This window comes from Parafrankia colletiae, from assembly GCF_001854655.1.
In the GTDB taxonomy this organism is placed as follows: domain Bacteria; phylum Actinomycetota; class Actinomycetes; order Frankiales; family Frankiaceae; genus Parafrankia; species Parafrankia colletiae.
In genome coordinates this window covers 212,107-224,531 of record NZ_MBLM01000002.1, presented here as the reverse complement: position 1 = coordinate 224,531, position 12,425 = coordinate 212,107, and the positions used below count along the sequence as shown (strand labels likewise).

Sequence of the window (12,425 nt, the reverse complement as noted above, 5' to 3'; positions counted from 1 at the left end):
GACGCCCCGTCTCCCTCCACACCCACCTGCGCCTCTTCGCCGGCACCCCGCGCCGCCGAGCCTGCGGCCGCGGCGGGCAGCCCGGTGCCGGGCGGATCAGCCGCGACGGCCAGCCACTGATCGCGGCCCSGGCGCCGTCCACCAGGCGGTCCGCGGTTCGTCCGGCCGTGGGTCCCCGCTCGGAGGCAGCGGCCCGAGGCCGTCCAGCAGGCCGCGCAGCACGAGCCGACCGGCTGGGTGCTGTCGGCGACCGGCCTGCTCGCGACCGGCCTGCTCGCGGTCGGGGCGCTGGCCCTCGGTGTGCCCGGGCCGGTGGTCCTCCGATCGGCGGCTGCAGGCGATCGCATGCGGCAGGCTCACGGTGAGCGTCCACAGCGCCGCCGCGGCTGTGCGCCCCCGCCAGCCGCGGACCCGGGTGAGCCACAGGCGGTTACGCACCTCGTAGTAGCCGCGCAGGACGCCCGGGTCGGGGTCCGCGCCCGACCTCCAGGCCGTCCTGGGGCAGACCACGACGCTCCAACCCGCGTCGCGGACCCGGTAGCAGAAGTCGATGTCCTCCAGGCCGCGAAAATAGCGGCCGTCCATTGCCACCCGCTGGTGGCACTCGGCCTTGACGAACATCACCGCTCCGCTTACCCAGTTGGCCTCGCTGGGGCGGTCCGTCGGGGCGTTCCCCAGGATCCGGGGCAGGACGAGATAGCGCGTCGGCCGGGCCGGCAGGGACCGGGCCCCGGCCTCGTCCACGAGGGTGGGGGCCACCACCCCGATGTTCGCGCCGGCGAGCAGTTCCAGGCAGGCACCGATGGTTGCGTCGTCGATCCGCACGTTGTTCTCGACCAGCAGGTAGGCGGCCGCCGCCGGCATCGCCGCGACCGCGTGCCGGAAGGCGCCGCCGCGCCCGAGGTCCCGCGGCGGGACGAGCCAGCTCACGCCCGCCGGCAGCCCGGCCGGGCGCTCGGAGAGATCGTTGGCCACCACGGTGACCTGGTCGAGATGCGCGGACATGTCCAGATGGGTCGCGAGATCCGCCGTCCGGCCCACCGTCTCCCGGTGGATGATCACCGCGATGGTCTTCATGGCCTCACCTCGTCCGGACTGGCGCGGGCGCGCGGTGGGATGGTCGGATTCTGCTCGCGACGGGCGCGCGAGCGACTCCTGATGATGTGGTCTTTCCGGGTGGCTGATGTCTCCGGGTAGGCGGCTCCATCGCCACGAGATGATCGCTAATCATAGTGAGTTGATAACTCGGAGTATCACGTTGCGGCTGCGTGGCGCGAATGAGTGGTGTTCGCTGCCGCCAGTGACCACTGTCCGTGTCCGAGGTTCGCGCCTGACATCCGTGTCAGACGGCCGGGACTGCCGCCCGCGGCGGGATCGGCGCTTTTTTCTGCAAATCAGTCGCAGATGCGTATTCTTAGCGACAATGGCGTGCCCGCGCCGCTGGTCGAACGAGGTACCTCGCCGTGGGTGAGACGCCGTGTGGGAGGGGAAATCATGCACATCCCGGACGGGTTCATCGATGCCCCGACGTCCGCGGCCTTCGGTGTCGTCGCCGTGGCCGGGGTCGGCTACGCCGTGAAACGGGCCGGCGAGGAGAACGCGGATCAGCTCACCCCGCTCGCCGGCCTCGTCGCCGCCTTCGTCTTCGCGGGCCAGATGCTGAACTTCCCGGTAGCCATGGGCACCAGCGGGCACCTGCTCGGCGGTGTCCTCGCCGCCGTGCTGGTGGGGCCCTGGCTGGGCGCGATCGGGATCGCGGTGGTGCTGGGCGTGCAGGCGCTGTTCGCCGACGGAGGCCTCACCGCACTCGGGCTCAACATCACGAACATGGCGCTGGTAGGCGCCGTCGGCGGCTATGGGTTGTTCGCCCTGGCCAGACGGGTCCTGCCCCGGCGAGCATCGGCGGTGGTGATCGCGGCGGCCGTCGCAGCCTTCGCCTCGGTGCCGCTCGCCGCGGGCGCCTTCGTGCTCCAGTTCGCGCTCGGCGGAACGGTCGACCTCCCGCTCGACGGTGTCGCCGGCGCGATGATCGGTGTGCACTGCCTGATCGGGATCGGCGAGGCCGCTATCACCGCGGCGACCGTGAGCCTGGTCCTCGGTACCCGTCCGGACCTCGTGTACGGGGCCCGGGGCCTGCACCGGGCGCGGGACCTGACAGTCCGGCGCCTCGAACCGGCAGGTGCTGCGGTCCCCACCGGACAAGGGGCTGCCGGCGTGGCCTCCGCCGGCACCGTGGGCCTGGCACCCGCGGTGGCCGGTGCAGGTGGGCCCGAGCTGGCTGACCGCCGTGACGACAGGAGCGTTTCATGACCAGGCCGAACAGCGCCGACCACAGCGTGYCCCCCTCCCCAACGCAGGACGGCGCCGGTCCGGGTCGCCGCCACCGCCGGAACACGGTCTTCGTCGTGGCGGGCCTGTTCGTGGCCTTCGTCCTGGCCGGCTTCGTCTCCGGCTACTCCAGCTCGCACCCGGACGGGCTGGAGAAGGTCGCCGAGGACAAGGGGTTCATCCAGCAGGCGGAGGACCACTCGTTCGCGGACTGGCCGCTGGCGGACTACGCGGTGTCCGGCATCGGCGACGAGAGGCTCGCGGGGGGAGTGGCCGGCGTCATCGGGGTGTCGATCACCTTCCTCGTGGGTGTGGTCTTCGTCGGAGGCATCATGCGGCTGCGGACGCGGTCCCGCGTCGGCGCGACCGAGGGCGACCGGGTCATGGAGGCCGCGGGCGCCGGCCCCCGGCCGTGAGCGGGGTTCCCGCGGTGGCGGGGTAGGGGTCTGTCGCGCGATGGGTGGTGTGCACGTCCTTGATCCGTACCAGCCCGGGCACAGTGTCCTGCACGCGATGCCCGCACAGTGCAAGATCGTGGCCGCCTTCGGCTACGTGATCTGCGTGGTGGTCACGCCTGTCACCGCCGGCTGGGCCTTCGGGGCCCATCTGCTGGTGCTGGTCACCCTGTGCGCGGTGGCGCGCCTGCGCGCACTGCTCGTGATCCGCAGGCTCGCGCTGGAGCTGCCGTTCCTCGCCTTCGCCGCAGCGCTGCCGTTCGTCGTCCCGGGCCCGCGCGTCGAGGTGCTGGGCGCCGGGCTCTCGCGGCCCGGCCTGGAACAGGCGTTCGGCCTGCTGGCGCGGGCTACGCTCGGGCTGATGACCGTCATCGTGCTTGCCGCCACCACACCCGCTCGTGACCTGCTCGTCGGCCTGGAACGACTGCGGCTGCCACCCGTGATCATCGCGGTCGCCTCGTTCATGATCCGGTATGCGGGCCTCGTCGTCGACCAGATGCAGCGGATGGCGGTGGCCCGCCGGTCCCGCGGGCACGAGCCCCGCTCGCTGCGGGCGACCGGGGTGCTCGCCGCCTCGCTCGGCACCCTGTTCATCCGGTCGTACGAGCGCGGGGAGCGGGTTCACCTGGCGATGCTCGCCCGCGGCTACTCGGGCACCCTGCCCGGCGCGCTGCCCACCGCCGCCCCGAGGCCGGTCCAGTGGACGCTCGCCGGTGGCCTGGTCGTGCTCGGCGCGGCTGTCGCCGTGACCGCCCGCGGCACCGGCCTGAGCGCGCTGTGACATCCGGCGAGGAGCCGCCCAGGTCGGCTGTGTCACCCGGGTCGGCGAGGTCGGGCGGGCCGGCCGGCACCGGGCCGCCGGCGGTCGAGATCGACGGGCTCGCCTTCGCCTATCCCGACGGGCGCCAGGTGCTCTTCGGGGTTGACCTCGCGATCGCCCGCGGCGAGCGGGTCGCGGTGCTCGGGCCCAACGGCGCCGGCAAGACCACACTGATGCTGCACCTCAACGGCATCCTGACGGCCGGGGCGGGATCGATCCGGGTCGAGGGCCTGCCGGTCGCCGGACCGCAGCTGCGGGAGATCCGGCGGCGGGTGGGCCTGGTGTTCCAGGATCCGGACGACCAGCTGTTCATGCCCACGGTGGGCCAGGACGTGGCCTTCGGACCGGCGAACCTCGGTGTGCGCGGGCCGGAGCTGGCGGACCGGGTGGCGGGCGCCCTGTCGGCGGTCGGGCTCGCCGGGTACGCCGACAGGGCGCCGCACCACCTCAGCCTGGGGGAGCGCCGCCGGGCCGCCGTGGCGACGGTGCTTGCCATGCAGCCGGACGTCCTGGTGCTGGACGAGCCGTCGGCCAACCTGGACCCCGCCGGCCGCCGGGAGCTGGCGGAGGTGCTCGGCAGCCTCGACCTGACGCTGGTCATGGTCACCCATGACCTGCCCTACGCGCTGCAGCTGTGCCCCCGTTCGGTGATCCTGGACCAGGGGGTGATCGCGGCGGACGGCTCGACGGCCTCGCTCCTGAGTGACGAGACGTTGATGTCCGCTCACCGTCTGGAGCTGCCCTTTGGGTTCAACCCGCGCCATGTTCTCACTGATAGTGGCGGTGTCATGCCTTAGGGTTGCCGACATGAGTGCTGGCGGGATCCCAGGCGAGGACAGGCACCCACGGACTCCCCTGCCAGCGCTGGACGGACACCCCGAGGCCCCCGCGACCGCCCGGGCCGGGCACAGCGGCCTGGACAGGCTTGATGACCTCCTCGGGCCCCCGCGCTCCCCGGAGCGATCGACCGGCGCGGTCGCCGCAGCCGACATTCCGGCGCAGGGCGGACGCCCGGGTCGGGCGGACCCGTCGACCGCCCGGCCCGGCCCTGACGCGGCAGGCRCTGTCGAGACGGCGGAGACGGCCCGTACTCGGGACGACGACGCACGGCACGCCGAGGGCAGGTGGAGCGCGGCCACCGCGCCGGGGAACCGGCGCAACCCGGGGCCGGCGGAGCCACCCCGCCCGATCAGCGGTCGGATCGCCCGGGGCGTCGGCGAGCTGATGATCACCGCCGGAGTGGTGGTGGTGCTCTTCCTCGCCTACCAACTGTGGATCACCGACATCTTCGCGTCGAGGGCGCAGGACCAGATCCGCCACGACCTGACGACGGCCTGGACCCGGCAGGCTGTGCCCGGGCCGGAGCCCGGCGGGCCGGCGGCGGCCCCACGGCCCGCGGTGCCGCCGGTCGAGCTCGGCGACGGGATCGCCGTGCTGCGCGTGCCGCGCTTCGGCGCGAACTACGCGCCGGTCGTCGTCGAGGGCGTCACGACGGAGGCGCTGCGCCGAGGTCCCGGACACTTCCCGGGAACGGCACTGCCAGGCGGGATCGGGAACTTCGTCGTCTCGGGCCACCGCACTACGTACGGCAAGCCGTTCAGCCGCGTCGACGAGCTGAAGGTGGGAGACCCCATCGTGGTCGAGGTGGCTGACCGGTACTTCACCTACCGGGTCACCGGCTCCGAGATTGTGGACCCGCACCGCCTGGACGTGACCTATCCCGTGCCGGGCCATCTGGGCGAGATCCCGACCAGCTCACTGATGACGCTGACCACGTGCCACCCCCGCTTCTCCGCCAAGAACCGGCTCATCGTGTACGCCGAGCTGGACGAGACGAGAGACAAGAGCCAGGGAGCGCCACCCGTACTCGCGGACAGGTAGGAGGAACTGTGTACAGCTGGATTTTCAGGCACCTGCCCGGGCCGGCGCGGGTGCGGATCCCCCTGGCGGTGCTGCTGGCGCTTACCGCCGCCGCGATTCTGCTGTTTCTGGTGTTCCCGCTGGTCGAGTCGCATCTGCCGGCTACGAGCGTAACTGTCGGGGACTAGCCGCGGGAGGGTGGCGCTGTTGCCTCGTGTGGTACCCGCGCCGGGCGTTTCACTGGATATGGGACCACATGCAGATCACAGGCGGCCACATCATGCCGTGATACGCCGTTGAAGGGTCGAACGGTGGCCGTTAATCAGGAAATCCGACCCGCGCTGGGTGCCGGCGAACGAGCGGCCGGGTCGGATTTGTTTGCGGTCGGACCAATAAGCCGCGGAGTCCGATAACCTGCCAACTCGTGCGCGTTACGCTCGCGTACCGCAGGGGCGAACGAACCGGACACAAGCAGCTGTGACAGCGGGCCGGGTGCCCGGGGGCGTGAGGTCCCTGGGAACCGGTTCGACATCGGGGGCGAATCGTATGGTGAGGCAAATCTTTTCTCTGTTCGGATCTCCAGGTGCACGCCGGTGATGACCCCGGCGCGGACGATCTCGGCACGGGCCGGCCGCAGGTCCAGGCGGCACAGCGCGCGCCGGGTGATGCCGCCCGGCGCCACGCCGCCCATCTCCGCCACGCTGGCCGCACCGACCTCCGGGCAGGCGGGCTGGCCAGTGTCGCGCGCAGACCTGCCGCCGGCCCCCGTAGCCCTGGCTCCGGGAGCGAGCACGGGCCGCTCACCGGCCCCTGAAGCCACGGCAGACGCTGGCATCTCCCACGCGAGCCGCTCTGACGGGGTCGCAGTCGGTGCGGGCTGCACCCGGGCGGGCGGCGTCCCCGCGGCCCCCGCCGGCATCGCCGCGCCCGTGCACGGCTCGGACACCGCAAACACCCGCGGTGCGGTCTCGCACGGCGTGGATGCCGGCATCCGCGATGGCGGTGCCGGGGTCTCCGCGGCACCGCCCGTCGCGTTCCTCGCCCTCGCCGGTCTTCTCGTGATCGCGAGCGTGGTCTGGTGCATCGGCAGCGGTGGAGGGTTGTTGTCCGGGACGCTGACCTTCACCGTGACGACGGCGGTCACGGTTGGACTGCCCGTCCTCAGGCTCCGGGACCGGGCGGCCCGCGTCCTGCGAGAGCGCAGACACGGCACCGACGAGCTCACCGGTCTGATGGGCCGCCAACGGTTCACGGCGACGGCCAGCCACTGGCTGGTCGGGGGGCACCGCCCAGGCGGCGCGCCTTCCGCCGCGCTCGTCGTGGTGGACGTCGACCGCCTCCGGGACATCAACGGCACGCTCGGCCACGAGCACGGCGACCAGCTGCTCCGTACCGTCAGCGAGCGGATCCGCTCCGTCCTGAGGCCCGAGGACCTGCTTGCGCGGGTCGACGGTGACGAGTTCGCCGCGCTGCTCCGCGGAGTCGACCTCGCCGGTGCCGAGGCCGCCGCGCGGCGGATTCGGGAAGTGCTCCAGGCACCGGTGCACCTGGCCGGCCTGCGGATACCGGCAGAGGTCAGTGTGGGGATCGCGCATTCCCCGGAGCACGGGCGCAGTGTCGGCGAGCTCCTGCGCCGGGCGGAGGAGGCGATGTACACGGCGAAGGGCAGCCACAGCGGCCAGCGGGTCTACGACATTGACTGCCAGCTCGGCAGCCGGGCGAGCCTCGGCCTGCGCGCGGAGCTGCGCGATGCGCTCGAGGCCGGCCAGATCGAGCTGCGCTACCAGCCCAAGGTCGACATGCGCAGCGGACGGATCAGCGGGGTCGAGGCACTGGTGCGCTGGCGGCATCCCGCAGGCGGGTTGCGACCACCGGATCTGTTCCTGCCCGAGATCGAGCGCGCGGGGCTGATGGGGCGACTGACCCGGCAGGTCCTCGATCTCGCGCTGGCCGACTGCGCGCGCTGGCACGGTGCCGGTGCCGCGCTCGCGGTGTCGGTGAACGTGCCGCCCTCGGTCATCGTCGACCCGGACTTCGTGGACGTCGTCCGCCAGGTCCTGGAGCGTCACGGCCTGCCGCCGGCGGCGCTCGTCCTCGAGATCACCGAGGACGGCCTCATCACCGTGCTGGAGCGGGCGCAGCGAACTCTTGCCCGTCTCCGGCAGCATGGTGTGCGGATCAGTCTCGACGACTACGGCACCGGCCTGTGCTCACTGGCCTACCTGCTGGAGCTGCCTGCCGATGAGGTGAAGCTCGACCAGCGGTTCCTGCGGAACATCGACCGGGACTCCTCGGCAGCGGCGATTGTTCGGTCCACGGTCTCGCTCGCGCACGCGCTGCGACTGCGCATCGTCGCCGAGGGGGTCGAGACGTCGCGTTCCTGGGCCTCGCTGGCGRCCTGGCAGTGCGACGAGGTGCAGGGCTACTTCGTCTCCCGTCCGCTCACAGCGGAGCGGATGTTGGACTGGTTGACGGAGTGGGATGACCGACTCCGGTGGCTGCCGCAGGTGGGTGAGCCTGCTGTGACAGGGCCGATCAGAGTCACCATCGGACCCCGTGGGTCCCGCCGGCAGTCGGTGAGCGACACCGGAGGGACATCCCTACGTGCAGCCGCAGGGAGGCAGCCTGGGCCGAGCCCATCGACGGCCGCCGCGATCCCGCCGCGATACCTGCCGCCGAAGGGCGTCACGTCACCGGTCGGCCCGGCCCCACGTACCGGCCCGGAGCCGGGACACATCGGTCGGGTGACGACGGCTTCATCGGTGGCCTCGGGTGAGGGCGTGGTGGCCAGGGGTGCTCAGTCCTCGTCTTTCGGTCATCCGTCCCCCGCACCGGACAGCGACCCGGAACTGAGGCTGAGGGCTTCCTCATGTCGCAGTGCGTAGCACTCGTCCGCCGGCCCACGCGCGGCTGAATCGTGCATACAGTTCTCTGGCTGACAGAGGCGACCGCTGTCGTGGCTGCGGTACGGCAGGGAGGGTGGTGCGGAAGAGTGATCTCTTCCGCACCACCCTCCCTGCCGGCTTCCCTCTCCCGGCCACGGTGATCCGCGCTGTCAAAGGCTTCCAGGAAACTCTGTGGTATGAACCCTCTGTAGCCGGGCTGCTTTCGTGATCTATAGTAAGTTCACTTGTCGCGCTTGGATTATGGATTTCTGTTACCTGGTCGATATGATATCGATGGTGAGGTTGGGGTCCGCGGGATGGTTAGGTTTCCGGACGAGGATAAGGGCCGGGCCACCTGGTCGATCCTCGTGATCTGTACTGGCAACATCTGCCGTTCACCGATGGCGGAACGCCTCGCCGCAACCCGCCTGAATCGCCTGGCAACGCTGGCAAGCAGGGCAGAGCAGGGTGAGAGTGCGGTGATTGTCAGTAGTGCGGGGACGCGCGCACTGGTCGGCGATCCGATGGATCCGCATGCGGCGACCGTGCTGGCCGAACGGCGAGTGGTGGGCGCTGGTTTCCGCGCCCGTCAGGTCACGCCTGCCATGGTGGCGGAGGCGGACCTGATTCTCTGCATGACGCGTGCCCACCGGGCCGACGTCGTCGCGCAGACACCGCGGGCCGTCAGACGGGCTTTCACCCTGCTCGAATTCGCACGTCTGACGGCGGTTTTGACACCGGATCACCCGACTGCAGTCAAAGCCCAGCTTGCTGCCTGCAACCAGCAGGGAGGCCTGCGGTCTGCGGGGAGCGCGCTTGTCGCCGCCAGTGCGTCGGCACGCGGGACAGTACCTCCCGTACGCCTGGGCGATGACGACCTCGAAGATCCTCTTGGCCGTGACCTCGACGCCTTCCGGGCCTGCGCGGACTCTATCGAGAGGGCGCTGGACCCGTTGATCCGGTGGCTGACCGTTTTCGCAGAGGAGCCTCGTGGCCCAGGCCAGACTCCCGAAGCGGCCCCGCCTGCACACCATTCCTGAGGAGAAGTGGACCTCGACCTGGTTCAGTCAGGGGCGTGAACGGGCAGGTGGACCATCTCACCACCGCCGGGGCGCCTGACACCGAACCCGCCGACGGGCTCATCCCGCTCACCGTCAACGAGGTCCGCCACCTCATCATCCAGCTCGCGATACCCCGACCCGACCCGGCCACCGGCTTCGTGCCGTCCTGGTCCTGGTGGCGACGCCGCCACCAGGCACACGCACAAGCCAGCCACTATCACCGCCAGGTCGCAGCCCTACAACTCAATTGATCACAGAAGTCGGGTTGGAGTACTAGAACGAAATTCCACGGGAAAGGCGGGCTGAGCAGGGAAGTCACCCGGCGGCTGCGCAAATGCCGACGGAAACCGAAGCAGCGTCAGGTTCGTTTCGTCGCCCCGGCGGTGTCGATCGCCCGCCGGCCCGCCACGGTCGAAACCCGCGCCCGCATCGGATGGCTGGAAAGGAGACCTGGTCGTCGGCACCGCCAGCCGGCCGGCGATTGGCACGCTGGTCGACCGCACCAGCCGCTACCTACGCCTGGTCCACCTGCCAGCCGGGCACGGCGCCGACGTGCTGCTGGCAGTCATGCTCCCCGTTCTCGCGTGGGCGCGTGGGCGCGGCTGAAGCGGCGGATGTGTGTGATTGCGCCAGCGAGACACTCGCGCAATCACCCGCCCGACGCCTGTGGCGCGCGTGCCGGCTGGGCAGATTCCTGCCGAGGGAGCGGCACGTCCGTCATGAGAGACGCCGCCGCGACAGCATCTGCCCTGAACCAGGATATGGTGCGCAGGAGCCCGCTCTGAATGTCGACAGTGGGGTTCCAGCCGAGTTCGGTGCGTGCGCGAACGATGTCCGGCTGTCGAACCATCGGATCATCGCCAGGCCGGGGCACGAAGACGATCGGTACGTCGGCGCCGCACAGGTCGATGACGAGGCGTGCCAGCTCGAGGACGCTCATCTCATGCGGGTTTCCGATGTTCAGCGGCCCGGCAACGTCGCTCGCCAGCGTCCTGACGATACCTTCGACGAGGTCGTCCACGTAGCACACCGATCGGGTCTGTCGGCCGTCGCCGGCCACCGTGACCGGGTTTCCGCTCAACGCCTGGGTCACAAACGTCGGTATTGCCCGGCCGTCATCCGGGCGCATGCGCGGACCGTAGGTATTGAAGATGCGGATGATAGCGGTGTTCGTCCCCTTCGCCGCGCGAAAGGTAGTCGTCAGCGCTTCCGAATACCGTTTTGCCTCGTCGTACATGCTGCGTGGGCCGATCGGATTCACATTTCCCCAGTATGTCTCCGGCTGGGGGTGCACCGTCGGGTCGCCGTAGACCTCGGAAGTTGAGGCGAGGACGAACCGGGCGCCATGCTGTTCTGCCAGTTCCAGCGTACGCAGGGTGCCAAGGGCGCCGACCCGCAGAGTTTCCAGAGGGAAACTCTGGTAGTCGACGGGCGAGGCGGGTGAGGCGAAATGAAGTACTGCGTCCACCCGGCCGTCCACGTCAACGGAATCCGTGACGTCCTGGCAGTGCAACTCGAAACGGGGCTCGCTCCGCAGGTGTGCTACATTCGAGTGTCTGCCGGTGAGGAAGTTGTCGAAGCAGATGACGTGGTGTCCCTCGGCCAACAGGCGATCACAGAGATGGCTGCCGACGAATCCGGCGCCACCGGTTATCACTACACGCACGGCGGACCTCCTGCTGGATGGGTTGTTTTCGCCTGGACCGATGCCCAGCCACGGCTGTACGAAAGCGTCCTCGCGCCATCACGGAACACCATTCCAAAAAGACCATGGCCCGTGTCCGCCCGGCTGAGGAAGGTGCTTTATGGTCAGCTTCGGGTGAGACCATCGAGCAGCCGCTCGACGGCCGCCCGCTGCATGGGAACGCTGAGGTGTGGCCTGTCTGCCGGCGGAGTTCCGGTAAGCGCGGTGACGGCCTTTCGGGTGTATTCGGCGGGATCRGTCGTGGCCACCGCCCATTCGGCTGCCCGGCTGCTCATCCGGGCAAGCCGGGGCCTATTGGTGAGCAGGTCCAGCAGTACGGCAGCCAGGGCCTCGCTGGATTCGTCTGCAGGCGTCACCCCCGTCAGGCCCTCCTGATACGCATCGTAYGATCCGCCGAATGCGGGACCGACCACCGGACATCCCGCGAGCTGGGCCTCGAGCAGCACGATTCCGTAGCCCTCGCCGGTGCTCGGAGGTATGGTGCGAGTGCACAGCGCGAAGAGATCGGCCTCGCCGTACAGACTGGCCAGGAAATGGTCATCGGGGTTCTCATGCAACTCCAGCTCCGGGTGAGCCGAGGTGAAATCCCGCAGCGCCCCCGGTAGCGGGCCGTGGCCCGCGACAACAAGGCGAACCGGCCCGGTGCGCTGTCTGATCGCTGCCAGTGCCTCGAYCAGGACATGCAGGCCCTTGTCTTCCCAGGCTGGCAGTCGGAACACACTCAGCACCGTCGGGACGGCCGCCGGCGCTCTTTGCCGCCGGCCCTCCTCGATGAGCGTCGTGCGCCAGGCGGGTGCGATACCCGGCGGGAGAATCGGCGCGAGCCCGAGCGTTGACAACGCCCCGGAGCTGTAGGAACTGATGGTGAGAGGAAAAAGGGTAGCGCTCCGAGAAACCAGCGCACGGTATGACCGCCGCAGCTCCCAGATGTCGTTACCGTAGAATACGATCGGGGCCATCCTGGCGCCCACAATTCTGGCGACCACAGCTCCCAGGGGGATCATGTTGCGATGACCGGTTGTCACACAGTCCATCTGTCCCAATCGCAGGCCGGTGTATACCACGCGGAGAGCGAAGCGGATTCTGTGGGCAGCGGTGAGGCTCTGCTCCGGGCGTAGCATGTCGATCCGGTGTACCTCGGCTCCGCCGGCTCGGAGACATTCCTCCACGGTCGACAGGTACCGCTCGATGCCGCCGCCAAGACCTTGGGATGGCGCGAGGAGCAGAACCCGGCAGGGAGTCTGGGTCGGCTCTCTCGTCGCGACCTTGCGGCGAAAGGAAGATCGAAGCATGCCTGTGATCCTACTGATC

At 70.0% G+C, this 12,425-nt stretch carries 12 protein-coding genes and 1 pseudogene; 10 read left to right on the top strand and 3 right to left on the bottom strand.

The features are described from left to right. Positions 1-96: 96 nt before the first annotated feature. Positions 97-1,077 (bottom strand): glycosyltransferase, encoded by a 981-nt coding sequence (locus tag CC117_RS01045; protein WP_071081817.1) that lies wholly within the window; start codon positions 1,075-1,077, stop codon positions 97-99. 417 nt (positions 1,078-1,494) lie between these two features. Here CC117_RS01045 and CC117_RS01040 point away from each other — a divergent pair, with 417 nt between their 5' ends. The 10 genes and pseudogenes from CC117_RS01040 to CC117_RS40850 all read left to right on the top strand — a co-directional run. Beyond that, the gene (locus CC117_RS01040) at positions 1,495-2,310 is read left to right on the top strand and encodes an energy-coupling factor ABC transporter permease (RefSeq protein WP_071081816.1); all 816 of its coding nucleotides are present in this window, start codon (positions 1,495-1,497) and stop codon (positions 2,308-2,310) included. Then, positions 2,307-2,744 carry a PDGLE domain-containing protein gene (locus CC117_RS01035; protein ID WP_071081815.1) on the top strand — a complete coding sequence of 146 codons (438 nt, stop codon included), beginning with the start codon at positions 2,307-2,309 and terminating at the stop codon, positions 2,742-2,744. The genes CC117_RS01040 and CC117_RS01035 overlap by 4 nt, the downstream gene beginning before the upstream one ends. A gap of 40 nt (positions 2,745-2,784) precedes the next feature. Further along, complete coding sequence (cbiQ, locus tag CC117_RS01030) at positions 2,785-3,564, top strand: cobalt ECF transporter T component CbiQ (RefSeq protein ID WP_071081814.1); 780 nt, start codon at positions 2,785-2,787, stop codon at positions 3,562-3,564. 89 nt (positions 3,565-3,653) lie between these two features. Continuing rightward, the gene (locus CC117_RS01025; protein ID WP_407673455.1) at positions 3,654-4,400 is read left to right on the top strand and encodes an energy-coupling factor ABC transporter ATP-binding protein; all 747 of its coding nucleotides are present in this window, start codon (positions 3,654-3,656) and stop codon (positions 4,398-4,400) included. 10 nt (positions 4,401-4,410) lie between these two features. After that, the gene (locus CC117_RS01020) at positions 4,411-5,484 is read left to right on the top strand and encodes a class E sortase (RefSeq protein ID WP_071081812.1); all 1,074 of its coding nucleotides are present in this window, start codon (positions 4,411-4,413) and stop codon (positions 5,482-5,484) included. Between the two features lie 8 nt (positions 5,485-5,492). Further along, positions 5,493-5,651, top strand: coding sequence for a hypothetical protein (locus tag CC117_RS37790; RefSeq protein ID WP_198541680.1), 159 nt, complete (start codon positions 5,493-5,495; stop codon positions 5,649-5,651). A 408-nt stretch (positions 5,652-6,059) separates the two neighbouring features. Next, positions 6,060-8,348, top strand: coding sequence for a putative bifunctional diguanylate cyclase/phosphodiesterase (locus CC117_RS01015; RefSeq protein WP_241829717.1), 2,289 nt, complete (start codon positions 6,060-6,062; stop codon positions 8,346-8,348). A gap of 317 nt (positions 8,349-8,665) precedes the next feature. Beyond that, entirely contained in the window at positions 8,666-9,388 is a 723-nt protein-coding gene (locus tag CC117_RS33955) for an arsenate reductase/protein-tyrosine-phosphatase family protein (RefSeq protein WP_084131206.1), read from the top strand. Positions 9,389-9,423: 35 nt separating this feature from the next. Then, on the top strand, positions 9,424-9,660 hold the full coding sequence (locus CC117_RS01010; RefSeq protein ID WP_071081811.1) for a hypothetical protein: 237 nt from the start codon (positions 9,424-9,426) through the stop codon (positions 9,658-9,660). A gap of 33 nt (positions 9,661-9,693) precedes the next feature. Continuing rightward, positions 9,694-9,994: pseudogene (locus CC117_RS40850) on the top strand (IS30 family transposase); the annotation flags it as partial. 64 nt (positions 9,995-10,058) lie between these two features. On the opposite strand, the gene CC117_RS01005 reads toward CC117_RS40850, so the two are convergent. Next, positions 10,059-11,075, bottom strand: coding sequence for a UDP-glucuronic acid decarboxylase family protein (locus CC117_RS01005; RefSeq protein WP_071081810.1), 1,017 nt, complete (start codon positions 11,073-11,075; stop codon positions 10,059-10,061). A 143-nt stretch (positions 11,076-11,218) separates the two neighbouring features. Continuing rightward, positions 11,219-12,406, bottom strand: a complete 1,188-nt coding sequence (locus CC117_RS01000; protein ID WP_071081809.1) for a glycosyltransferase family 4 protein — start codon at positions 12,404-12,406, stop codon at positions 11,219-11,221. Positions 12,407-12,425 lie beyond the last annotated feature (19 nt).

Excerpts from the sequence above, each read along its gene's own strand:
- CC117_RS01040 (WP_071081816.1), top strand. The coding sequence starts at position 1,495 with ATGCACATCCCGGACGGGTTCATCGATGCCCCGACGTCCGCGGCCTTC.
- cbiQ (WP_071081814.1), top strand. The coding sequence starts at position 2,785 with ATGGGTGGTGTGCACGTCCTTGATCCGTACCAGCCCGGGCACAGTGTC.
- CC117_RS33955 (WP_084131206.1), top strand. The coding sequence starts at position 8,666 with ATGGTTAGGTTTCCGGACGAGGATAAGGGCCGGGCCACCTGGTCGATC.